Below are 24,308 nucleotides of genomic sequence, written 5' to 3'. Positions count from 1 at the left end.
TGACTACATGTGAACCATATTTTTGAAAGAGGGACATCAGATACTACCCTTCTGCTATTGCACGGAACAGGAGGAAACGAACACGATCTTCTGCCAATCGGCCGCATGATTGATCCCCGCGCCAATTTGCTCGGCGTCAGGGGAAATGTGTTGGAAAATGGCATGCCGCGCTTTTTTAAGCGATTAAGAGAAGGCGTTTTTGATGTGGAAGATTTGATTGAAAGAACGGATGAGCTGAAAGCCTTTCTCGATCAAGCGGCAAAAGAGCTTGAGTTTGACAGGGGGCAGGTAGTGGCCGTCGGTTACTCAAATGGCGCAAATATCGCCGGAGGCTTGCTGTTTCGCCACAAACAGGTGCTGAAAGGAGCCATTTTGCATCACCCGATGGTTCCGTTCAGAAACGCCGCGCTTCCCGATATGACGGGGGTACCGGTTTTCATCGGCGCCGGGAAGATGGATCCGCTTTGCCCGCCGGAAGAAACAAATGAGCTTGAAGACTTATTCAAAAGCGCCGGAGCTGATGTGCTGCTTCACTGGGAGGACGGCGGCCATCAGCTTGCACGCAGGGAAATGGAACAGGCAAAAAGCTGGTATGAAACATATATAATAGCATAAAAATAAACCTTAGCCTTAAAAGGGCTAAGGTTTTAAACATTTTACAGCCATGTTGACACTTCTGATACTTCGAAGCGGCTGCTTTTATGAGCCGGTTTAACCGGTTTTCCGATCGAAATCAGCATGACCGGTACATAGCGCTCATCAATCGCGAATTCTTTAACAAATGCTTCTTTGTCAAAGCCTCCCATCGCACATGTATCATAGCCTTTTGCTTTCGCTGCGATCATCAGCTGCATAGCTGCGAGCGACGCGTTGGTGAAAGCGGCGTCTCTGGCAAATGCGCTGCTTTGATATGCCCCGTTAATTTGGGAGAGCAGCGTGTTTTTAATGTCTTCCGTCATATATCCGGCTTCAGTTAAAGGACCGTAGACAGCTTCACCGTTCAAGTTAGCCTTGAGATCTCCCAAAACAGCGACAACCGCAGATGCTTGTGACACTTGTTTTTGATTGTAGGCGATTGGCAGCAGTCTGTCTTTTGATTCCTGGCTGTGGAATACGGTAAAATGCCAATGCTGAAGGTTCCAGGCGGACGGAGCTTTTGTCGTAATGCGCAGCAGCTCTGTCAGTTCCTCTTTTGAAATAGCGGCGTTTGTGTCATATTCTTTAATCGAAGTGCGTTCTGTCAATACCTTAATCATGCTGTTTTCTGATGCAGTCATGTGACTTCCTCCTTTGGGCTAAACGTGTTATGATAGAATAAGACAAAAAGTTAGAAACTTACTTTTTGTAACTTTAATGAGTATTCTAATGTTTCAATTTATATTTGTCAACTGGATATGGAGGGGTGAGAGAATTGGGGTTTACAATGTGTCCTAAAATGGAGGCCGCCTTTTCTTTGCTCGGCAAACGATGGAATGGACTGATTATTCATGTGTTATTGGATGGACCAAAACGGTTTAAAGATTTAACTGAGATGATACCGATGATCAGCCAAAAAATGCTGGCTGAACGTTTAAAAGAATTGGAACACGGCGGAATCGTCGAACGTCAGGTTCTTCCTGAAACGCCGGTGAAAGTCATTTATCAATTGACGAAAAAAGGAACGGCGCTGGAACCTGTTTTGCAGGAAATACAAAAATGGGCCGAGCATCATTGTGATTCAGAAGGGGGCGGGCAGTGATGAACGAAAAAAAAGCCGCCGTTATCACCGGAGGCGCCGGGGGAATCGGAAAGGAACTTGTCAAAGCATACGCGGAAAAAGGCTATGACGTGCTGTTTGCCGACATTTTACATGAACAAGGCGGTCAATTGCAAAAGGAGCTGTCCGCATCAGGCTTGCAGGTCCGGTTTGTACACGCGGATATTTCCGATGAAGAGGATGTAAAGCGTTTAATGGATGAGGCTGTCAAGGACGGCCGTTCGCTTTCTGTCCTGATTAATAATGCGGGGAAATCAGCATGGAAATCACCGTATGATTTGACAGCCGATGAATGGGACGATGTCTTGAACACCAATTTGAAAAGCGTGTTTCTCTGCTCAAGAGAGGCCGCCAAAAAGATGAGGGGAAACGAAAATGGAGGCGCGATTGTCAATATGGCTTCGACAAGAGCCTTTATGTCTGAACCGAACAGTGAAGCATATGCCGCGTCCAAAGGGGGAATCATCGCTTTGACCCATGCATTGGCCGCTTCCTTAAGCAAGGATTCGATCGTGGTCAACAGCATTGCTCCGGGGTGGATCGAAACAGAACATTATGAAGATTTGCGGAAAAAAGATCATGAGCAGCATTTTTCAAACAGAGTCGGACGTCCGCTTGATATTGTCAAGGCATGCTTTTTTTTAACCGATCCGGACAACAGGTTTGTTACCGGCACGAACATAACGGTTGACGGCGGAATGACCAAAAAAATGATGTATGAAGAATAGCACAGAGCCCAAGCGTTTCCCGACTTTATGAATACCTTGACTATAGGCAGACATAAAGGAGGATAAATGCCGATGAACCCTCATATGTTTTATGGATACATGAGATCCAATCCAGCCGGTTATCCGGCAAGATCCCCGTTTTTCTGGGGTTTTGGAGCGCCCTTGGTTGGCGGCCTATTGGGCGGATTTCTTGGAAGCGCGCTTTTTAACTACCCGAGGCCGTACGCATACCCGCAGCCTTATGCGGGCTATGGCGGAGCGCCATATTACGGAGGAGCACCCGGACTTTACGGACCCGCCTCGTTCGGAGCGGCGCCTTACAAAGGTTTTCCTGGCGGAGCTCCATACGGAGGAGCAGCACCCGGCTACTGATCAAAAATGAAGCATTTTTCTAAATGATGAATAAGAAACGGCGGTCCAAAGCCGGAGGTTGTCCTCCTTTGACCGCCGTTTCGTATTGTCTGCTTTACTTAGTCAGGAAACTGTACTTTACCGGACACCATGTATGCCTGCGATGTCCCATTTTCAGGAAGCTTCGGTATCGTGTCTTTCACAACTTTCCCGCGGATGTCGGTGATTCTGACCTTTAGAGAGCCTGTCCCCAAATCGGTGCTGACGAAATGGTTGTAGTCCGTTTTCTCCATGTTGATCCATTTGCCGCCTTTGTAGTATTCCATTTTCATGACCGGATATTTGTGGTTTCTGACTTGGATCGCCGCCCACCAACGGCTGCTGCCTTCTTTAATCCGGTATGTGAAATTGCCTTTGATCGGCGCTTTGACGACCCGCCATTTAATGTTGATTTTTCCGTCTTTCATATCGCCGATTTTGCGGAAGGCATTAGGCGAAAGGTCGAGGGCTCCTGGTGCGCCTTCAGGATACAGGTCGGTAACATAGACGGTCGTTTTTCCTTTCGGTCCTTCTACTTCAAGATAGGCGCCGGCCAGAGCGGCTTTTACTCCGCGGTAATTAAGGTCTGTCGGGTTTAATGCCGTGATCTCCATATCGGAAGGAATCGGGTCAAGAAGCAAAGCCCCTCCTGAATAGCCTGATCCTGTATAGGTTGCATAACCTTTGTGCAGGTCGTTGTATGCAGCCGAAGCTTGCGGAGAAAAACAAAGGATCATCAATATCATCGCGCTGATAAGTGTGCTGATCTTCTTTTTCATATACATCCTCCTTCAATATAGGTTTCAAATGAGAACCATTATCATTATATTAATCAATCAATGCGGATTGAAAGAGGAAATAGATACATAGATTTTTTAAGGCGGATTGACTACAATACAGGGTTCATAGGACATGGTCTCACCGGATGAGGCAAATAGGATGATAGAGTTCCATCCGAGTGTTAATATGTATTATTGGAGAGCCTTGAAGGGAGAACGGCGCTTTTTTGTACGGATGACAAAGAAAAACAGCCCGTTTTTAAAACCGGGCCGTTTTCAAAACGTGATCTCGACTTCAGAGAGGCTGAAGTCTTCGTTTTTCAAAAACATCACCTCTAAAATGCCGTCCTGAAATACGGCCTTTGTACCTTTTTTCCGTACAAGAGAGGGAAGAATGACTTTTTTTTGCCGCCCTGCTTCAGGGTAATTTTCTATGATCAGGGTTTGTGAAGTATGTTTAATTTTCAGGGGGTTAAGCTGATCTCTAGTAAGCGGAATTTTAACAAATACGTGACTTGTTGTTTCAAACATGTCAATCGGTTCGGTTTCATCTGCCGCCGGTGTTTCTTTTGCGAGAGGGTCACGAAAAGGAAACTGAGCCGTATACCCCGGTCCAAAAACGCTTTTCATCACTTGGCTGATATAATGTTCAACATCTTTCGGGTCGGCGTTTCTAACGCCGTCCTTTGAAAATTGCTGCTGAAATGGAAAAAAGCGCTGCCAATCAAACACGATCACACTTCCTTTCACATAGACGGTACAGTATATGCCTTTTATGTGAAAAGCGTGCGAAGTGATGATAGAAGAAAGGAAGAGAATGGACTCATGAATCAATCAACTCACATGAAAGGGATTTATTATACAGCATGCTCTTATATATTGTGGGGGCTGCTCCCTTTATACTGGAAATTGCTCGATCATATAGGCGCGCTTGACATACTGGCTCACCGCATGATCTGGTCGTTTGTCTTTATGTGCGGGGTACTGCTGTTTTTGCGGCAATGGAAAGGCGGGATGAAGGCATTCCGTTCGCTGCTGAAAAACAGAAAAGCCCTCATTCCGCTTGTATTTTCCGCCGTGTTGATCACAATCAATTGGTATGTGTACATATGGGCAGTCAATCACGGCTTTATCCTTGAAGCAAGTCTCGGCTATTATATCAATCCGCTTGTTTCCATTTTGCTCGGGATCGTTTTTTTAAAGGAAAAGCTGTCGCGAATGCAGGCAGCCGCGGTTCTCATTGCAGCCGCTGGTGTGTTGATTTCCGCATTTCAGTACGGTTCTGTGCCGTACATCGCGCTTATACTGGCTTTCAGCTTCGGACTCTACGGATTGGCCAAAAAAAGGACGTCGCTCACAAGCGCTGTCGGACTTACACTGGAAACCATGCTGATTGCGCCGGTCGCTCTCATTTATTTGTTGTTCTTTAGCGGGCAAGGGCATTCACAGGCCGCATCCATGAGCATTGGAACGATGGCGCTGCTGTTTATGGCCGGCGTGCTGACAGCCATTCCGCTCCTTCTCTTTGCAGAAGGAGCGAAAAAGCTCCCGCTCTATCAGGTCGGAATTTTACAGTATATCGCGCCTACCATCACGCTATTCTTAGGTGTTTTTGTCTATCATGAACCGTTCAGCAGCGCAAAAGCGTTCACTTTTTCCTGCATTTGGGCGGCGCTGATTTTGTTTACTCTGTCCCAGTTCAAATGGAAAAAGCAGTCAAAGGTCATTCTGAAAAGAAAAAATTCCTATCATTCATAAGCCCTTTTTCTTTTCAATAACCGCTGATTATGTATAATTAAACATTATTGAAGGATTCGGAGGTGGCCCGGCATGGCAAACGAACCCGAACTTTTTCAAGCTTATCTGACCCTCTGGAAAAACCGGACGATGAATGGAAAGGGGAAACAGGCGCTCAATCAAGCCATCGATGATGAACTGAATGACCTCAGAACCCATCCGAGACTCAGAAAAACGAGATGTGAAAAATATGTTCAATCCGTTCAGCGGATTACCAGCTCCGCGCTTGAAGCAGATCTAAAAGTGAAGCTGATTGAACGGCATACAGAACGTTTGCAAGTATTAACAAACAAAGAAAGCAGGGAGTAGCATGAAAGCAATTATAAAAGAAGATGTTCAAGCTTCTTTAGACACATTTTTACGTGAGCCTGTCTATATTCATTTAGAAACGACAACCGGATCATATTCGGCTCATAAAAATGAACAGAACATGACAGTGGTTGCGTTTATCCGAAATGCAAAAGTCGTCTGCTCCCGTGCGAAAATCACGGGAAACGGACCTTACCGCGCAGGCTTGAAAACAGAGGAAGGCTGGATTTACGCCGAGGGTCTCACCGATTATACGATTGATGGTGAAGGACGGCTGCTCCTCGCCGGTCATTTGCCTGGAGGCAAGCTCGCCATTTCACTTCAAATCAGCAAAAAGCCATTTGCAGTCTAAAAAGAAGGTGTTATAAATGAAAAAACATTTGCTTGTGATCCTCCCGCACCCTGATGATGAATCTTTCGGAGTGGCAGGAATGATCGCTTTAAACCGAAAAGAAAATATACCTGTGACATATGCTTGTCTCACCCTCGGAGAAATGGGCAGAAATATGGGAGATCCGCTCTTTGCCAACCGTGAGACGCTTCCTCTGCTTAGAAAGCAGGAATTGATGGATGCCTGCAAGGAAATGAACATTCAAGATTTGCGAATGCTCGGGCTCCGCGACAAAACACTCGAATTTGAAGATGAAGATCTATTGGCTGACAAAGTGGAAGCAGTAATCGATGATGTAAAACCGAGCCTGATTGTGACATTCTATCCCGGCCACGGCGTCCATCCAGACCATGACGCCTGCGGAGCGGCGGTTATCCGTGCGCTGTCCCGGAAAAAGAAAGAAGACCGGCCGCGCGTGTTATGCATGGCGATCACCCATCATCGAGAAGAAGTATTAGGCAAGCCTGATGTTGTTCTTGATATTAAAGAAGTAGCCGATGTCAAAATGAACGCTTTAAAAGCGCACAAGTCACAGACAGGCGGCCTTCTCAAAGAGATTGAGAAAAAAATAGCGAACGGCGAGCCTGTCGTTGAAACATGGTTTGAAAAAGAAACATTTTGGACATATCAGTGGAACGATTAAAGGAAATATAAAAAAGGTATAGAGCGTTTCCGCTCTATACCTTTTTTTGACCGCTATCAGCCGTGCTGTCTGATCAAGCGGCTTTGAATGAGCCTGAGCCTGAGGAAAAGCCCTGCGGCTCCGGCTGCAAGCCCGGTGATCAATCCTATCCAGTATCCGTACGCCCCGAATGAAGTGTACGTACCAATGACAAAACCGACAGGAAGCCCGATGATCCAGTAGGAGACAAGAGCGGTGACAAGCGTATAGTTGACGTCTTTATACCCTCTGAGCGCTCCTTGGATCGGTGCGGCGATGGCGTCTGAAAGCTGAAAAAACAAGGCATACAATAAGAAGTGCTTTGTCAGGTGCAGCACGTCGGGATCCCCCGTATACATTCCGGCAATCTGCTGTCTGAACAATAAAATGACAAAAGCGGTGAATAGCGAAAATCCAACCGCAATCGAGATGCCGAGGTAGCTGTAAGCCTTAGAATGCTCAAACCGTTTTGCGCCGGCTTCAAAACCGACGACGATCGTCAATGTCATTGAAACACTGAGCGGCAGCATATAAAGAAGCGATGCAAAATTCATCGCTGCCTGGTGGGAAGCGATCGTTACCGTGTCAAAGTGGCTCATCAGCAAGGTGACCGCAGCGAAAATGCTCGTTTCAAAGAAGATCGCAAAACCGATGGGCAAGCCGATTTTCAACAGCTTCAGACTTTCGGGCAAGGAAAATGAATAGAACGTCCCGAAAATCTTAAACTGGTAAAATGGCGTTTTTCGGTGAACGATCAATAAAGAAATCAGACATATGCACCAATACGTCAAACCGGAGGCCAATCCCGCGCCGGCTCCTCCCAATTTGGGAAATCCGAAGTTTCCGAAGATGAATAGATAATTGAGTACAAAATTAATAGGCAGGGCGCATAAGGTAATCAGCATCGTCACTCTCGTTTTGCCGAGCGAATCAATAAACGAACGCATAACGTTGTACACAAACAGCGGCAGGATGCCGATGCCAAGATATAATAAATACTGATGTGCGACGAGCGATACTTTATCCTCAAGCTGAAGTGTTTCCAGGATCGGATCGATTATGAAAAATCCGAAAAAAATGACCAGCAGGCTGAGGATCACCGCCACATAGATCGATTGAACCACAGTGTACGGCACATCTTTTTGCTGTTTGCCCCCCATTAATTGGGCGACAATAGGTGTCACAGCCGTCAAAATGCCTGCAAGCCCCGTATAGACAGGCGTCCACAAGCTCGACCCGATTGCAACGCCGGCGAGATCGGCAGCGCTGACCTTACCGGACATCACCGTGTCGAGAAACGTGATCAAAGACAATCCGGCCTGTGTAATTAAAATCGGGATTAAAATCGTTATAAACAGTTTTGCCTTTTCCTTTACATCCTTTGTTTCCCTCATCGTTGTTCCCCGTTTCTTTTGGATAACGAGAGAAATTATAACATGTTATGTATAAAATGCAATAAATGTCTGTTCAATCTTTTTTCGGATGTTTCGTTTTTTTAAACATCTGCACATATATAAATGAAAGAGAAATAACGCCAAGCAGGGAACATAAATATTGGAAACATTTTTGGATCACCATGTCGTCACCTCCTATGGCTTAAGATGTGATACAAAGGACGGAAGAATACATATAAAATGGAAAAAAATGATGTCCTGACAAACAATCGATTAAAGCCGAACTATGAAAGTTATCGGGAATTAAGACGTAAGGGTCTTTTTGCTCATCTTGAAATTAGCATTAACTAGGTTTTTCGGTATAGATTCATGTTTTCCGCTTTTTGAAGGCGGGTTTTTAATACTAAAAAATAAAAATGTAAAACGTCGGATGATCTAAATGAAAGATATGCCCTATTCCGGATGCTGGCAAAAAAAATGTATGATATAGTCAATTTGTGGTTTCAAGGAGGAATTTTATGATGAAAAATAGAATTGTATGGAGGAGCATGATCGAGAGTCTGCACCCGGATAACAGATGAGGATGATCGATTGGTGCCTAAGTTGCCCTCATTTGCTGCCGGATTCCCATCTATGACCGGCCCGGCCATCAGCGGGTCTTGCCCAAGTCCAGCAAGCTTCGACCGACAAGCATCGATAAAAGCCGCATATAACCGCCGAAGACAGGCGCTTTTTCAGCCGGACTGTCCCATACATCTTTTCTGTATTTCCTTCAAACAGCTTTTACGGCGTTTCCTTCTTAGAAAATCAACACAATCAACATACCCGAAAAAACATCTTTGCGTTGCTATTGAAAAAATGGATTTATAAAAAACTATTAAAAAAAATCGAAATCAGCCGATACAAATCGTGAATTGCATTTTTGCTTAAGAACGAAAAGGGGGTCTCGTTCGCTTAAAGCAAGAGGTGATCACGTCACCCGCTTGGCAGGCGGACGGCGTTTTAAGCAAAGCAAGTGTAATGGATACATAGAGAGAAATAAAATTGAGGCGGGAGGTTAAAAGGTATGAAGAAGAAGATAGCAGTAGGTTTGGCGGCCTCTGCAGTAGTTGGAACTTCGTTGGCTGCGACACCGGCGGAAGCCCAGACAATCAAGGTGAAAAGCGGAGATTCCCTATGGAAGCTTTCAACAGAGTACAACACAAGCATTTCTGCACTGAAATCAGCCAACAATCTATCATCAACGGTCATTTATGTTGGACAAACCTTGGAAATTCCAGACGGAAAGGCAAAAAACAGCAACAAAAAATCAAACAGCTCAAGCTCAAGTTCTGCAACAACGACTTACACCGTCAAATCAGGAGATTCTCTGTGGCTGATCGCCAGTGACTACAAAACGAGCGTCCAGGAGATCAAAAAGTTAAACGGCCTAAGCAGTGATATGATTTATCCGGGCCAGAAGCTTGTTGTTAAAGGAAAAGCAACGAGCTCAAGCTCAAGCAAGGGCAGCAAGTCGTCATCGTCAAGCTCAAGTTCGTCTTCGAAATCAAGCGGGTCAACGAGTTCAAGCAGCACGTACAAGGTCAAGCTGGGCGACTCTTTATGGAAAATCGCCAATCATTTGAATATGACCGTCGCCGAGATTAAAACGCTGAACAACTTGAAGTCGGATACGATTTATCCAAATCAAGTCCTGAAGGTAAAAGGGACTGCTTCAAGCGGAAGCAAAAAGCCGTCTTCCGGTTCGTCTTCAAGTTCTTCATCAGGGAAAACGGGCTCAAGCAGCGGTTCAAAAACGACGACTTATACCGTCAAGGCAGGCGATTCCTTATGGAAGATTGCAAACTCTATGAATGTGACCGTCCAAAGCATCAGAGAAGCCAACAACTTAAAGACTGATGTTATACAAGTCGGGCAAAAGCTGAAAATTTCCGGAGCGTCAAAATCAACGTCTTCAGGAAGCTCTTCGTCTAAAACGCCAAATACTTCATCAGGCATTTCACAAGGAACGAAGGTGGAACGAATGATTGCCGAAGCCGAAAATCAGCTTGGCGTTCCATACAGATGGGGAGGCAACAATCCTTCAGGTTTTGACTGCAGCGGTTTTATCTATTATGCGCTCAACAAAGTCACATCTGTTTCAAGACTGAGCGCAGCCGGATATTGGAGTATCATGACGCCTGTCAGCCAGCCTTCAAGAGGGGATTTCGTGTTCTTCTCTACATATAAGCCAGGTCCTTCCCATGTCGGCATTTACTTAGGCAACGGAAAATTCATCAATGCCAATGATTCGGGAGTCAGCATCAGTGATATGAACAATTCTTATTGGAAGCAGCGCTATCTCGGTGCAAAGCGCTATTCTTTCTAAAAAAGCCATTTTTATGGCTTTTTTTTGTGCAATCAATCCCTATAGAGGAAAGGTTTATCAGATTCTGCCGTTGTCTAAACTAAAGGAAAAAGACAAAGGGGAGCTCGACATGAATCGATTGTACAAAGCGCTGCTCACATGTGTTTCCATCTGTCTGGCATCGGCGTGCGCACAGCAAAAAGAGCTTGATCATGAGGCTGTCGAACATGAGCATAAAGAAACATTTGAACCTGTGACACAGCCGATTCAGGTGCCGCTGATCAAACGCGATGGAACAAAAACCGGTTTTATAGAGGTTTCTGAATCTGCCGCCGAAGGCCTTGATATAAGGGTGGCCGCCCATGATCTGCCGCCCGGATTGCTCGCTTTTCACATCCATGAAACAGGCCAGTGCCGAACACCTGATTTTGAAAGCGCCGGCGCCCATTTCAATCCAGCACAAAAGGAGCACGGGTTCAACAATCCGAAAGGGCCTCATGCCGGGGATCTGCCGAATATAGAAGTCGGGGCCGACGGGAAAGTCGATGTCATCGTCAATGCGCCTGACGTCACACTGGATAGGAAAAGCAAATTCAGTCTGCTTGACCAGGATGGAAGTGCTTTTATTATTCACGAAAAGCAGGATGATGATTTAACAAATCCGTCCGGAAATTCAGGCGGGCGAATGGTGTGCGGCGCTCTATCACATGACAGCAAAAAATAATCCATTTTTCCGATAAAACGGCAGCAGTCATATATATTGAGGAAAACAAAGGTTGTTAGTATACTTGATGCAGAAGACGTTTTTTAGAAAGGAACTTACAACGAATGAAATACGACCTACACGAACTACAGCTGCCGGAAAAAATAAAGGAGAGGCTGATGCAGTCCGCAAACCGGACACCAGGACAGGAATTTCAATCTCTGATCGGAAAGCCCGGTTATGAGGCAGAGGACAATGCGGTCCTTTACGATGCGATCATCGCCCTCTCGCTCGGCAAAAATGTTTTGCTGAAAGGGCCTACAGGCTCGGGGAAAACAAAGCTCGCCGAAACGTTGTCCGCCTACTTTCAACAACCGATGCACAGTGTCAATTGTTCGGTTGACCTTGACGCCGAGGCGCTTGTCGGCTATAAAACGATTGACAATACAGACGGGCAGGCTTCCATAGAATTTATTGAAGGCCCTGTTACCAAAGCGATGAAACACGGGCATTTTTTATATATTGATGAAATCAACATGGCGAAGCCCGAGACACTGCCGATTTTAAACGGGGTGCTTGACTACCGAAAAACGATGACAAATCCGTTTACCGGCGAGGTCATCAGAGCGGAAGGCGGCTTCGGCGTCATTGCCGCCATTAATGAAGGCTATGTCGGAACCGTGCCGTTAAACGAGGCATTAAAAAACAGATTTGTCATTATCGATGTTCCGTACATTAAAGGGGACCTGCTGAGACACGTGCTTGAAACACAGTCTGAATTAAAGGATCAGAAGCTGCTCAGCCGGTTTGTCACCTTGTCTTCTGACCTTATGACACAGGCGCACAATGGACAGGTGTCTGAAGAAGCGGCTTCTATCAGGGCTCTTTTGGATACATGCGACCTTTCAACATACATTCCGCCGCTGCGCGCGATAGAACGGGGCATCGTAGAAAAGCTGGATGATGAGCGCGAGAAAGCGGCTGTCCGAAATATTGCCCAAACTTTATTTGAATGAGGGTTCTTTCATGAAGTTTATTAAATTTAATGACAGCAAGATCGACTCTCTCTTATTTATGGAGCTGACGGATTTAGCCAAGACGCTCGCAAAAAGCGATCAGGTTGAAGTGGAGTACGGCGTTCAGTCCTATTACAATCCCTTTGAGAAAAAGATCTATATGAGCCATTTTTGGAAGGATCGTGATGAACGGGATATGGTTGCCGGGCTGAAGAGCGATGTGTACCTGCGCTCCGTCGGAACCCGCTACAGCTCAATGACTGATTTCGCGGAGATGCTTGCTGCGATCCGCCAATTCCAGTTTAAGAGTTTAGCAAAACAATTGTTTATGCTTTTTGAAGATATCAGAATTGAAGAGTGCATCAAAAAGGAGAGGCCGGGAACAAAATCCGTGTTTCTCAGCCGCAAATCGATGTACCGGAAACATTTTAAGACACAGCTGACGCTGAATTTGGAGCGGAGCATTTTTACGGACGCCCTGTTCTGCGCCATCTATGTCAAGCTTGCGGCCGAGTCGCCGCTGGAGGATATACCGCATATCCATGAATCGATTGATCCGCTGAAAGGATTTATTGAACAGCAGCTGAGCCGCGTATATGAAGCGCGTTCCACCAGGGAGATCGCATCAATTGTCAACATCTTAATGGAAGGCTTTGAAGAGGTTCTTGAAAAAGATATGCTGAACACGTATTTCTTTTTTCCTGAGCTTGAATACGGCGAGGTTGAAGAAGACTTCCTTTTCCATGATGTAAAAGCGAAGCCGAAACTCAGCGACGATCTGACTTTGGATGAGAAAAGCGATGGGGACGAGGAAGTCCTTGATGAGGAAATGCCGACATGGCACAGGGAAACGGAAGCGCCTGCCAAAAGTTTTCTCCAATTCGATTTGGAGCACGGTGCGAAAACGGATATTGCAGGCGGCGCTTTAAGAGAGGGCGAGGACGGCGACCAGGCCCTCGGTGCGGTCCAGGGAACGGCAAAACAGACAAAAAGGAAAGATTACTCAAAACTCGAATCCCTTGATTCCGTTCAGGATGAACCGAATGCAGGCGGAATGGCGGCCGGAAAAGAAAACCGCTACGCCTTTTCAATTTTTAAAACGCCTGATTATCCCACAGCTGAAGAAACACAGGCATATCACGAGCAGGCAAAGACGATCGAATCCTATCAAAAACGTCTGAAGCAAATGATCCAAAAAACGCTGGAGCATAAAAAAACGCTGCCAAGAACCGATTTGCACGCGGGCAGATTGAACAATAAGCTGCTTCGCTACTTTACGGAGCGGAATCCGCGGCTTTTCTACAAAAAACAGGAGCCGTCAACCGAAATTGATGCCGTCTTTACATTGCTTGTCGACTGCTCCGCCAGCATGCATGACAAAATGGAGGAGACAAAGCGGGGCATCGTGCTGTTTCATGAAGCGCTCAAATCTGTATCCGTCCCCCATCAGATTGTCGGGTTTTGGGAGGATACAAATGATGCGACAGAGACGAGCCAGCCCAATTATTTTCATACCGTCGTCTCCTTCAGGGATTCTTTAAAAGAGAACGCAGGGCCGCGCATTATGCAGCTTGAACCGGAGGAAGACAACCGGGACGGCTTTGCGATCAGACAAATGGCGAAAACGCTCATTCAAAGAAGCGAAGGGCAAAAATTTCTGATCGTCTTTTCAGACGGGGAGCCTGCTGCTTTCAATTATGAACAAAACGGGATTGTCGATACACATGAAGCGGTGATGGAAGCGAGAAAAAGAAAAATCGAAGTCATCAATGTATTTTTATCAAACAGTGAAATCGAAGAATCGCAAGTGAAAACGATCCAGGATATGTACGGCAAGTACAGTCTGTTCGTCCCTGATGTCGATCAGCTTCCTGATGTGCTGTACCCGCTGTTAAAAAAGCTGTTGAACAAAAGTATAGGATAGGTATGACAGATGGCTGCACGGCTTGCGGCCATCTGTTTTTATTGGCGGAATAAACCAATTTTTATTATCTTTATCAACTTTAATTTTTGAAATTTTGTTTTTTCGAATGTCGTTCATTCAGTGGTTTAAAAAATTTCCGGAAAGGGAAAATTCAAAGCGAGTTCAAAGAGTGTCCATAAGTTTTCAATCTGAATGTTCAAAATTATGAAATATTTTATTTTTCAAGATGATTTTTTAATTTTATTTGAACAATCTGTGTAGAAACGAATGAGAATCAGTGGTAAAATGTACGTGGAAGCGTTTTTATTACATATTTCTGGGCAAAGGGTTCAGAAGATATATTAAGATAGTGAATCATTCACTTGATTATTAGGTTGGGGGTAATGTTCAAATGTTTCAAAATAGTATGAAACAAAGAATGACTTGGGAAGAATTTCACGGTCCGAACCTCGGCTATGTGCTGGAGCTTTATGATCAGTATGTCAAGGATCCAGAGAACATCGATCCTGACTTAAAAGGGATGTTTGACGATCTCGGAGCTCCCCCGGGCGACATAAGGGCCGCCTCTGGAAAGACTGAAGAGGCACATTTCACGGCAGATTCTATTGAAAAAATCGCATCCGCGGTAAAACTTGCAGAAGATATTAGAACCTATGGCCATTTAAACGCTTCCGTCAATCCATTACGAAAAACGCAAGAAAAACAGGAGCTTTTTCCGCTTGCCGAGTACGGTCTGACCGAACAGGATGTGGAAAAAATCCCGGCATCTGTGATTTGCAAAGATGCCCCTAAAGAAGTAATGAACGGTTTAGAAGCCATCCAGTACTTAAGGAACACATACAAAAAATCGATTTCTTTTGAATTTGACCATGTGCATATTTTTGAAGAGCGCAATTGGCTGATGAAAAAGATCGAGTCGGGAGAATTATTCGCCCCGAAATCGAAAGAGAAATTAATAGATGTCCTAAGACGGCTGACAGAAGTTGAGGGATTGGAGCAGTTTTTGCACAAAACGTTTGTCGGGCAAAAGCGCTTCTCCATTGAAGGGCTTGATGCGCTTGTACCTATGCTGGATGATATTATCGCCGAGTCGGTTTCTTCGGGAACGACGAGCATTAATATCGGAATGGCGCACAGGGGCCGGCTGAACGTCTTGGCTCATGTGCTCGGAAAACCTTATGAAATCATCTTTTCCGAATTTCAGCATGCCCCGAATAAGGATCTCGTCCCCTCAGAGGGATCAATCGGAATCAACTACGGCTGGACGGGGGATGTCAAATACCATCTCGGCGCAAAACGCCAGATTCAGGGTGAGCAGACAAAAACGGCGCGGATTACCTTGGCGAACAACCCGAGCCATCTTGAGTTCATCGATCCGATTGTCGAGGGCAGCACAAGAGCCGCCCAGGAAACGAGAACAGAGAGCGGCTATCCGGTTCAAGATGTCAAAAAATCCTTGGCGATCCTGATCCATGGTGACGCGGCGTTCCCTGGCGAAGGCATCGTCTCCGAAACCTTGAACCTCAGCCAGCTGAAGGGCTATCAGGTCGGCGGAGCGATCCATATCATCGCCAACAATATGATCGGCTTCACAACCGAAAGCAATGAGTCAAGATCGACGAAATATGCGAGCGATCTTGCCAAAGGCTTTGAAATCCCGATTGTCCACGTCAACGCCGATGATCCGGAAGCATGCCTGTCAGCGGTTCAGCTTGCGGTTGAATACCGCGAGACTTTTAATAAGGACTTTTTAATCGATCTGATCGGCTACCGCCGCTTTGGACACAATGAAATGGATGAACCGGCGGCGACACAGCCGATGCTCTATGATGCGGTTAGAAAACATCCGACTGTCAAAAATATTTTTGCAGAAAAGCTGATCAGTAAAGGCATTATTGAAAAAGACACCGTTTCAAAAATACAAGACTCGGTGATGAAGCGTTTGGAAGAAGCGTACCGAAAAGTGCCGGCCAAAAAGGAAGATATGGTACATGAAATCGTCTTGCCGGAGCCGGTATCCAACGGGTTTCCGAATGTCGATACATCGGTTGATTTTGATGTCCTGCGCAAAATTAACAAAGAGCTGATCGCATGGCCTGAAAACTTCAACGTTTTCGACAAGTTAAAACGAATCCTCGAAAGGCGCGCCAAAGCGTTTGAAGATGACCGCAAAGTCGATTGGTCTTTGGCCGAGGTGATGGCGTTTGCGTCCATTTTGAAAGACGGCACGCCTGTAAGGCTGACCGGCCAGGATTCAGAACGCGGCACATTCGCACATCGCAACCTTGTTCTTCATGACAGCAAGACAGGGGATGAATTCATCGCCCTGCATCACCTTGCAGATACAAAAGCGGCATTTGCGGTTCATAACAGCCCGCTTTCTGAAGGATCTGTCCTCGGCTTTGAATACGGCTATAACGTTTCTTCGCCGGAAACGATGGTGATCTGGGAAGCGCAATTCGGAGACTTCGCGAATGCGGCTCAAGTCTATTTTGACCAGTTTATTTCCGCAGGAAGGGCAAAATGGGGGCAAAAATCAGGGCTTGTCGTCCTGCTTCCGCACGGATATGAAGGACAGGGGCCTGAGCATTCGAGCGGCAGAACGGAGCGCTTTCTGCAGCTTGCGGCGGAAAATAACTGGACCGTCGCCAATCTGACGAGTGCGGCGCAATATTTCCATATTTTAAGAAGGCAGGCCAAAATGCTGCTTCGTGAGGAGATCCGCCCGCTCATCATTATGACGCCGAAAAGCCTGCTGAGAAATCCGAATACGGTGTCCGAAGTGCAGGAGCTCAGCGAAGGCGGCTTTAAGCCGGTATACGAAATGTCAGGTCTTTCTCATCAATATGAAAAGGTGACGCGTCTCATTCTTTCGAGCGGTAAAGTCTCAATCGACATCAGCGATTACTTTAATAAGATGGAGGCTGAAAAAGACTGGCTCCACATCGCGCGTGTAGAAGAGCTTTATCCTTTCCCTGCGAAGCATATAAAGGCGATCTTCGCCAAGCTTCCGCATTTGGAAGAGATCGTTTGGGTTCAGGAAGAGCCGCAAAATATGGGCGCCTGGAATTATATTGAGCCTTATTTAAGAGAGGTCGCACCAAAAGGCGTGAACGTGCGCTACATTGGAAGAAGAAGACGTTCAAGTCCGGCAGAAGGGGATCCGACCGTTCATAAGAAGGAACAGGAACGAATTGTATCTGAGAGCTTGACTCGCAAAAATTAAGGGGGAACTAAAAAATGGCGGAAATTAAAGTACCTGAATTAGCGGAATCAATTTCAGAAGGAACGATAGCCCAATGGCTGAAACAACCGGGAGATTATGTAGAACAAGGGGAATTCCTGCTTGAACTGGAAACCGATAAAGTCAACGTGGAATTAACGGCAGAACAGTCCGGGGTTCTTCAGGAAGTGCTGAAAGACTCCGGTGATACAGTTCAAGTCGGCGAAGTGATCGGAACGATTTCAGAAGGCGAAGGAAAAGGAGGCGGGGACTCCGCTCCTCAAGCCGATGCTGAAAAAAGCGCAGAGGCTCCGGAAGTAAAGCCGGCTGCGCCTGAAGTGAAGGCTGACACTCCGGATCGCGCGTCAGGCCGGGAGGAGAACGGGAAAACAAGACCGGTCGCTTCTCCGGCTGCCAGAAAGCTTGCCCGGGAAAAGGGCATTGATTTATCAGAAATTCCAACTGGCGATCCGCTCGGAAGGGTCAGAAAACAAGATGTTGAATCCTACCAAAAGAACGAGCAGCCGCCTAAAGCTCCGGCCGCGCCAAAACCTCAAGGAAAGGCCGCTAATTCTGAGGATTCGGCAAAACCGGTTGAACGGCAGAGAATGTCCCGCAGGAGACAAACGATTGCCAAACGCCTCGTTGAAGTCCAGCACACCGCCGCTATGCTGACGACTTTTAACGAAGTGGATATGACGGCGGTTATGGATCTCAGAAAGCGCCGTAAAGACCAATTCCTTGAACAGCACGATGTAAAGCTTGGATTTATGTCCTTCTTTACAAAAGCCGTTGTCGCCGCCCTGAAAAAATATCCGCTTCTCAATGCGGAAATTCAAGGTGACGAGCTTGTCATCAAGAAGTTTTATGATATCGGAATTGCGGTCGCCGCTGCTGAAGGGCTTGTCGTTCCGGTCGTCCGTGATGCGGATCGTAAAACGTTTGCCGATATTGAAAAAGACATCGGCGAGCTTGCCAAAAAAGCGAGAAACAATAAACTGTCTCTCAGCGAGCTACAAGGGGGATCATTCACGATCACAAACGGAGGAACGTTCGGCTCTCTGTTATCGACTCCGATTTTAAACAGCCCGCAGGTCGGAATTTTGGGCATGCATAAAATCCAGCTGCGTCCTGTTGCGATCGATGAAGAGCGCTTCGAAAACCGCCCGATGATGTACATCGCTTTATCTTACGACCATCGGATCGTCGATGGAAAAGAAGCCGTCGGATTTTTAGTCACCGTGAAAAACCTGCTTGAAGATCCTGAACAGCTCCTGTTAGAGGGATAAATCAATCCATAAAAAAGCTTTGACCGTTTTGGCGGTCAAAGCTTTTTGTTTGTCGTCAAAGGGAAGGGGATTCCGTCTTTTCCGGAGCGTTCTCCCGTTTTTTTGCTTTTTTGGCCCAGTATGTCGCAAGCCATGAACCGGAAAGGTTGTGCCAGACGCTGAAGACCGCGCTCGGCACGGCGGCAAGCGGTGAAAAATGGGTGGTTGCAAGCGCTGCGCCGAGTCCTGAATTTTGCATGCCGACTTCAATTGAGACGGCTTTTTGCGAAGGATAATCCATTTTAAAGCACTTTGCCAACATAAAGCCGAGAAATAAACCGAGCCCGTTGTGAAGAACGACAACAGCGAAAATCAGCAGGCCGGATTGAATGATATTTTCCCGGTTTCCGCCGACGACTGCGGCTACGATCGCGACAATGCCGATGACCGACACGAGCGGCAGCACCTGCACCGCTTGTTCGACCTGTCTTTTGAAGAAAAACTGGACGAACAGCCCTGCCAGAATTGGAATCAGAACGGCCTGCAAAATCGAAACAAACAATGATCCGGGTGATACCGGGAGCCATTCTTTTGCAAACAGCAAAATGAGAAAGGGCGTTAAAAATGGCGCCAGCAATGTTGAGATCGTCGTGATCGCGACAGACAGCGCGGTATTTCCTTTAGCCAAAAATGTCATCACATTTGAAGCCGTTCCGCCGGGACAGCAGCCGACCAGAATGACGCCGACGGCAATTTCCGAAGGGAGGTTGAGCCCGTAGGCCAGTCCAAAAGCAGTGAGAGGCATAATCGTATATTGAACGAGCACGCCGATCAGCACCTGCAGCGGCCTTCTCAACAGTTCTTTGAAATCATCGGCAGACAGGGTCAATCCCATGCCAAACATAATGACGCCAAGCAGAATCGTAATATAGGGGCTGATCCAGGTAAATTGGGAAGGAAACGCAAACCCGAGCACCGCGAATAGGATCACCCATAGGGCAAAGGTTTTTCCGGTAAATTGACTGATCTTGATTAAATGACTCATGTGTCCAGCTCCTTACGCGTGGTGTAGAAAATCTAACGAAAATAGTATTCTCTTATTATAATTAATCTTCTGAATAATTCAACACCAGGAAGGTTTTTGTTTTATTAAACGATAAATATATTATGTAAACTGAAAGAAATGTTTGAAAACCTTGACGAATTCGTTTATGATTTTTAAAATGATAGTTTGTAGCCTGATGTGCAGGTTAGACATGAGAAGAAGAGGTGCTTTAGTGGAAAATAAACAAAATATATGGTCATCAAAGCTTGGATTCATCTTAGCTTCGGCCGGCTCGGCAATCGGGCTCGGCGCGATATGGAAGTTCCCTTATGTTGCCGGAACCAGCGGCGGCGGGGCATTTTTACTTATTTTTATTCTTTTTACATTATTAGTTGGGCTTCCTTTATTGTTGGCTGAATTTATTATCGGTAGAAAGACCCAAAAAGACGCAGTTGAATCTTATAAGGAGCTGGCGCCCGGTTCGCTCTGGCACTGGATAGGACGGCTCGGCATCATCACGTGCTTTATTCTGCTGTCGTTTTACAGCGTTGTCGGAGGCTGGATTATCATTTATATTTTCAAAGGATTGACGGGAGAGCTTTCAAGAAGTGCGGATTATGCAGCCCTTTTTGGGGAAACGATTGCCAATCCTTATCTCGTCCTGGCCAGCCAGTTCCTCTTTATCATCATTACGATCGTTGTTGTTGCAAAAGGAGTCAGCAGTGGAATTGAAAAGGCGAGCAGGTTTATGATGCCGGCCCTTTTCATCATCTTTCTCCTCTTAATTGTCCGCTCGGTCACGCTGCCTGGCTCAATGGAAGGGATTGAGTTTTTCTTAAAGCCTGATCTTTCACATATCAAAGCCGAGACCGTGCTGTTTGCCATGGGACAATCCTTTTTCTCCTTGAGCGTCGGGGTGTCCGTCATGGTGACGTACAGCTCTTATTTATCCAAAAAAGAAAATATCGTGCAGTCGGCTGTTTCCGTCACGCTTTTAAACGTATCAGTGGCGATCCTTGCAGGAATCGCGATTTTCCCGGCCGTGTTTTCATTCGGTTTATCTCCTGATGCCGGACCGATGCTATTATTTAATGTGCTTCCGTCCGTATTCCATCAGATGCCGTTTGGAATTCTCTTTTTATTGGCGTTTCTTTTATTATTTTTATTTGCGACGCTTACGTCAGCTTTTTCGATGCTTGAAATTCTGGTTTCCGTTCTGTCAAAAGGAGACGCGAGAAAAAGGCGAATATTCGCCTGGGCGGGAGGCATCGCGATTTTCCTGTTCGGCATTCCGTCAGCCTTATCATACGGAGCGCTTCAGCATGTTTCCATTTTCGGCCTGTCAATCTTTGATGCGGCGGATTATCTCGTCAGCAATATTTTAATGCCGGTCGGAGCGTTTTTAATCGCTGTTTTCGTCCCGCTGAAAATACCGAAGGACGAGCTGTTCGCGGAATTAAAAGAGGGCTCAAAAATCAGCCGCAAATGGTTCGCTGCCTGGCTTCTGTTAATCCGCTACGTAGCGCCGGTCGTCATTATTATCGTCTTTTTAGATGTGATCGGAGTTTTCAAATCCCTAAACCTTTAAGTTTAGGGATTTTTTCTGCCGATTAATATGGCTCCCACAGGATGTGTTTCGCCGCGGCGAAGCGTCTTTCCGGCTCCCGCCAATCAACGACGTTCCACCAATTGTCCACATATTTCGCCTTTTCATTTTTATATTGGAGATAGTAGGCATGCTCCCATACGTCAAGGGGGAGGAGCGGAATGACGTCCCATTGGCTCATCAGCTGATGCTTTTCCGCGATCAAAATTTCAAGGCGGTGTGAGCGCGGGGCCCATACGAGAATCGCCCAGCCGACGCCTTCCACATGTTTGGCCGCTTCTGAAAAATGTTCTTTAAAAGCGGAATAACTGCCAAACGAACGGTTGATCATCTCAAGCAGCTCACCAGTCGGTCTTCTTTTGCCTTTCGGATTCATCGCATACCAGAAAATTGTATGCAAATAGTGCCCGGCGCCATGAAAAGCAAGCTCCCGTTCCCAATGGTTCACAAGCTGAAATTGTTTTGTCTGCCGCGCCTTTTGCAGCTCCCGTTCGGCTTTGTTCAGCCCGTCGACATAGCTCTGATGGTGTTTCGTGTGATGAAGGAACATAATCTCTTTTGAAATAAAAGGCTCAAGAGCCGAGTAGGAATAGGGAAGCCTTGGGAGGCGGTGGCCTCCGATCGGAACCATTCTGTACTGCTGCGGGTTTTTTGAAGCGCTGCTTCGGCTGATTGCTTCATAAACGGCTTCCGCCTGTTCATACCATTCCTGTTCAGTCGCATCAGCATCATCGAGCAATCGAAAAAGCTGATCTAAACAGCTTTCCAAAGAAGAATCATGTTTTACCTGTTCTTTCAGGCCGCTGGCCCAGGACGTCAATTCCTCCTTGTATACATCTCTGTTCAACGTTTCTCCCTCATTTCCATTTGTTTAATAAACGCGCTTAATGCTAAAAGAGGAAACACAAAAGGATAGCTGTGATAATAAATGTAAAATTGTTTTGGAAGCCCGATGCCCGTCGGATAGACGAGGTGTTTTGGCTGGTGGAGGCCATCGTCAATGAGAAAGCGGAACCCTTTTTGGATCAGAGGTTCGCGTGGATCCTCGTATTGCAGCAAAGCCTCAAGCGCCCATGCGGTTTGAACGGCCGTGCCATAGGCAAGGGGCGCAAACGTTTTGATTTCACAGCTTTTGCATGATTCACCCCAGCTCCCGTCAGGAAGCTGAATCGATTTAAGCCAGGACAGGGCTTTTTTGACGGAAGGGTGTTCTCCGCTTACGCCGACAGCTTTCATCCCGGTCAAAGCCGCCCATGTTCCGTAAATATAGCAAACGCCCCAGCGGCCGTACCATGAGCCGTTTTTCTCCTGGCGGCGATAAAGCCAATGCAGTGCCCGCCTGACAGCCGAATGGTTTTCCGTATATCCCGCTTTCAGACCAAGTGCGTGCAGAGCGCGGCCCGTCAAATCGGCTGTCGACGGATCAACCGCCGCTTCATCAGCAGATTCAATCGGCAGTCTGCGGATCAATGGATGATCGACGTTTTTTTCAAAGGCGGCAAATCCGCCGTCCTTGTTTTGCATGGACAAGAGCCAGGCAAGCCCCCGGGTCCAGTCGGCCGGCCTTCTGTTTAAAGGGATCGCTTTTAATGCTGCCGCTGTATCGTCCACATCCGGATTGTTTGTGTTAAGATTTGAAAAACCCCAGCCGCCCGGCTTTGCATGAGGATTAAAGACGGCCCAATCGGCTTTTCTGATATGCTGCCTTTTTTCCAAATAATCAGCCGCAGAGGAGACGGTTGGACTTTTTTGAGACATTCCCGCTTCCTGCATCGCATAGCTTAATAATGCCGTATCCCAAACGGTTGAAGTTGAATTCTCCACATAAAGGCCTTCACCGCCGCACGGCGCAACAAGTCCTTTTACTCCGCTAACCGCTTTTCTGATGACAGGGTCGTTTTTGGAGATCCCCAGTGATAGCAGACTGTAAACCATAAAAATCGTCGCGCTGGCATAGCTGTACAGTGTACCGTCTTGTTCAATTCTGTCCAGCATGTATCTTTTCCCGGCTTCGAACCCGAGGTTATGAACATAAACCGGCCATTTCAGAAGCTCCTTCCATTGCAGATTGAAAGGATAAAAGTTACGTTCATCAAAAGAGCGGATGCTGAGCCAATCGAGCGGATTTTTTGACATATTTTCATCCAAGTGGCGAAGCGAGCCGATCTGCTCGTTTTTCAGCACGTATTTTTTGTTCAAAGCTATCGCCATCGGAACGAAATGAATTCTGGCATATGCGCTGAAATGATAAAAATGCAGCGGAAACACGGGGGGAATGAGCAAAAAAGACAACGGCAAATATAATCTCGGCCACGGGTACAGTCCGTTAGCGGCCAGCATCCATTTTGTCATAAAGTGAACAGATCGAAGTCCGCCTTTTGATCTGATAAACGCCTCCGCCTTTTGCATGTGCGGTTCATCGCGGCTATAGATTCCTGAAGCCAGCATGCCGGTGTAGCCCTGCACCGTCGCCGTCAAATGCCCCTCAGCTTCATCCGGATAGTTTCGGAATGTCCCATCTTCGTTTTGCTCGGACCTGATCCGCCTGGCAAGACTGGAGATCAGAGAAGAGTCATGATCTCCGAGAGATGTCAGCAGAAGAATGAGAAAACTGTTCGTCATCACAGGCCCCTCAAAACAAAATCTCCATGATCCGTCGGTCTCCTGCCTGTTTTGAAGATCTTTCAGTGTCTTTTGTCTGAAAGCTTTCGCGTCTTCCAGTAAAGAACGCATTCTTCTCAGCTCCTTCATATTAATCTATTCGCCGGAGAAATGTGTCATGCATAGCGGATCGCAAAATAAGATGGTTATGCTGAACTTGCAGCAGAGCTTTCGGATAAATGAAAACAGAAAAACCGCGGAATACAAGCTGGGGAGAATGAATCATGGGGCGGAAGCGCTAGCCGAACAGCTTTTGCCGCAGTGACACATCGCTGATCAATTCATCAGCGAATTGCTCATTAGATCAAAA

The 24,308-nt window shown here is 46.6% G+C and carries 22 protein-coding genes; 15 read left to right on the top strand and 7 right to left on the bottom strand.

Features of this window, described 5'->3' with window-relative positions:
- Positions 1-9 precede the first annotated feature (9 nt).
- Positions 10-615 carry an alpha/beta hydrolase gene (locus tag BTR1S_RS07105; protein WP_006636276.1) on the top strand — a complete coding sequence of 202 codons (606 nt, stop codon included), beginning with the start codon at positions 10-12 and terminating at the stop codon, positions 613-615.
- 41 nt (positions 616-656) lie between these two features.
- Here the strand turns inward: BTR1S_RS07105 and BTR1S_RS07100 are convergent, their stop codons facing one another.
- Positions 657-1,256: a nitroreductase family protein gene (locus BTR1S_RS07100; protein WP_411802641.1), complete on the bottom strand. Its 600-nt coding sequence runs from the start codon at positions 1,254-1,256 to the stop codon at positions 657-659.
- Between the two features lie 155 nt (positions 1,257-1,411).
- Here BTR1S_RS07100 and yodB point away from each other — a divergent pair, with 155 nt between their 5' ends.
- From yodB to BTR1S_RS07085, 3 genes are all read left to right on the top strand, one after another.
- Positions 1,412-1,738, top strand: a complete 327-nt coding sequence (gene yodB, locus BTR1S_RS07095) for a transcriptional regulator YodB (RefSeq protein ID WP_006636274.1) — start codon at positions 1,412-1,414, stop codon at positions 1,736-1,738.
- Entirely contained in the window at positions 1,738-2,484 is a 747-nt protein-coding gene (locus tag BTR1S_RS07090; RefSeq protein ID WP_006636273.1) for an SDR family oxidoreductase, read from the top strand. The genes yodB and BTR1S_RS07090 overlap by 1 nt, the downstream gene beginning before the upstream one ends.
- A 72-nt stretch (positions 2,485-2,556) precedes the next feature.
- Positions 2,557-2,856: a hypothetical protein gene (locus tag BTR1S_RS07085; protein WP_006636272.1), complete on the top strand. Its 300-nt coding sequence runs from the start codon at positions 2,557-2,559 to the stop codon at positions 2,854-2,856.
- A gap of 98 nt (positions 2,857-2,954) precedes the next feature.
- Here the strand turns inward: BTR1S_RS07085 and exlX are convergent, their stop codons facing one another.
- A complete protein-coding gene (exlX, locus tag BTR1S_RS07080; RefSeq protein ID WP_006636271.1) occupies positions 2,955-3,653 on the bottom strand; it encodes an expansin ExlX in 699 nt (232 codons plus the stop codon).
- A 276-nt stretch (positions 3,654-3,929) separates the two neighbouring features.
- Entirely contained in the window at positions 3,930-4,385 is a 456-nt protein-coding gene (locus BTR1S_RS07075) for a hypothetical protein (protein ID WP_006636270.1), read from the bottom strand.
- A gap of 93 nt (positions 4,386-4,478) precedes the next feature.
- On the opposite strand from BTR1S_RS07075, the gene rarD reads away from it, so the two are divergent.
- The 4 genes from rarD to bshB2 all read left to right on the top strand — a co-directional run bounded on the left by rarD (position 4,479) and on the right by bshB2 (position 6,793).
- Positions 4,479-5,411 (top strand): EamA family transporter RarD, encoded by a 933-nt coding sequence (rarD, locus tag BTR1S_RS07070; RefSeq protein WP_006636269.1) that lies wholly within the window; start codon positions 4,479-4,481, stop codon positions 5,409-5,411.
- Positions 5,412-5,483: 72 nt separating this feature from the next.
- On the top strand, positions 5,484-5,759 hold the full coding sequence (gene yoyC / locus BTR1S_RS07065; protein WP_006636268.1) for a protein YoyC: 276 nt from the start codon (positions 5,484-5,486) through the stop codon (positions 5,757-5,759).
- A gap of 1 nt (position 5,760) precedes the next feature.
- Positions 5,761-6,111 (top strand): YojF family protein, encoded by a 351-nt coding sequence (locus BTR1S_RS07060; RefSeq protein WP_006636267.1) that lies wholly within the window; start codon positions 5,761-5,763, stop codon positions 6,109-6,111.
- Positions 6,112-6,127: 16 nt separating this feature from the next.
- Complete coding sequence (bshB2, locus tag BTR1S_RS07055) at positions 6,128-6,793, top strand: bacillithiol biosynthesis deacetylase BshB2 (RefSeq protein WP_006636266.1); 666 nt, start codon at positions 6,128-6,130, stop codon at positions 6,791-6,793.
- Between the two features lie 56 nt (positions 6,794-6,849).
- On the opposite strand, the gene BTR1S_RS07050 is transcribed toward bshB2, so the two are convergent.
- Positions 6,850-8,205, bottom strand: coding sequence for an MATE family efflux transporter (locus tag BTR1S_RS07050; protein ID WP_029418389.1), 1,356 nt, complete (start codon positions 8,203-8,205; stop codon positions 6,850-6,852).
- Between the two features lie 1,066 nt (positions 8,206-9,271).
- Here BTR1S_RS07050 and BTR1S_RS07045 point away from each other — a divergent pair.
- The 6 genes from BTR1S_RS07045 (at position 9,272) to odhB (ending at position 18,707) form a co-directional block, all read left to right on the top strand.
- Positions 9,272-10,573, top strand: a complete 1,302-nt coding sequence (locus BTR1S_RS07045; protein WP_029418390.1) for a C40 family peptidase — start codon at positions 9,272-9,274, stop codon at positions 10,571-10,573.
- Between the two features lie 109 nt (positions 10,574-10,682).
- Positions 10,683-11,276 carry a superoxide dismutase family protein gene (locus tag BTR1S_RS07040; protein WP_029418391.1) on the top strand — a complete coding sequence of 198 codons (594 nt, stop codon included), beginning with the start codon at positions 10,683-10,685 and terminating at the stop codon, positions 11,274-11,276.
- Between the two features lie 104 nt (positions 11,277-11,380).
- A complete protein-coding gene (locus BTR1S_RS07035) occupies positions 11,381-12,271 on the top strand; it encodes an ATP-binding protein (protein ID WP_029418392.1) in 891 nt (296 codons plus the stop codon).
- 10 nt (positions 12,272-12,281) lie between these two features.
- Entirely contained in the window at positions 12,282-14,195 is a 1,914-nt protein-coding gene (locus BTR1S_RS07030) for a vWA domain-containing protein (protein ID WP_029418393.1), read from the top strand.
- Positions 14,196-14,586: 391 nt separating this feature from the next.
- Positions 14,587-17,421 (top strand): 2-oxoglutarate dehydrogenase E1 component, encoded by a 2,835-nt coding sequence (gene sucA, locus BTR1S_RS07025; RefSeq protein ID WP_006636259.1) that lies wholly within the window; start codon positions 14,587-14,589, stop codon positions 17,419-17,421.
- A 14-nt stretch (positions 17,422-17,435) separates the two neighbouring features.
- On the top strand, positions 17,436-18,707 hold the full coding sequence (odhB, locus tag BTR1S_RS07020) for a 2-oxoglutarate dehydrogenase complex dihydrolipoyllysine-residue succinyltransferase (RefSeq protein WP_006636258.1): 1,272 nt from the start codon (positions 17,436-17,438) through the stop codon (positions 18,705-18,707).
- A 55-nt stretch (positions 18,708-18,762) separates the two neighbouring features.
- On the opposite strand, the gene BTR1S_RS07015 is transcribed toward odhB, so the two are convergent.
- Positions 18,763-19,731: a bile acid:sodium symporter family transporter gene (locus BTR1S_RS07015; protein ID WP_029418394.1), complete on the bottom strand. Its 969-nt coding sequence runs from the start codon at positions 19,729-19,731 to the stop codon at positions 18,763-18,765.
- 232 nt (positions 19,732-19,963) lie between these two features.
- Here BTR1S_RS07015 and BTR1S_RS07010 point away from each other — a divergent pair, with 232 nt between their 5' ends.
- Positions 19,964-21,319, top strand: a complete 1,356-nt coding sequence (locus BTR1S_RS07010; RefSeq protein ID WP_006636257.1) for a sodium-dependent transporter — start codon at positions 19,964-19,966, stop codon at positions 21,317-21,319.
- Between the two features lie 22 nt (positions 21,320-21,341).
- On the opposite strand, the gene BTR1S_RS07005 is transcribed toward BTR1S_RS07010, so the two are convergent.
- Both BTR1S_RS07005 and BTR1S_RS07000 read right to left on the bottom strand, forming a co-directional pair.
- The gene (locus BTR1S_RS07005) at positions 21,342-22,184 is read right to left on the bottom strand and encodes a superoxide dismutase (RefSeq protein ID WP_029418395.1); all 843 of its coding nucleotides are present in this window, start codon (positions 22,182-22,184) and stop codon (positions 21,342-21,344) included.
- Complete coding sequence (locus BTR1S_RS07000) at positions 22,181-24,070, bottom strand: terpene cyclase/mutase family protein (RefSeq protein WP_006636255.1); 1,890 nt, start codon at positions 24,068-24,070, stop codon at positions 22,181-22,183. The genes BTR1S_RS07005 and BTR1S_RS07000 overlap by 4 nt, the downstream gene beginning before the upstream one ends.
- Between the last annotated feature and the right edge of the window lie 238 nt (positions 24,071-24,308).

Origin of the sequence: Bacillus sonorensis NBRC 101234 = KCTC 13918 (assembly GCF_001592005.1) — a bacterium.
Taxonomy (GTDB): domain Bacteria; phylum Bacillota; class Bacilli; order Bacillales; family Bacillaceae; genus Bacillus; species Bacillus sonorensis.
Note: the sequence above shows the minus strand (reverse complement) of the source record. Positions and strands in the feature narration are given on the sequence as shown.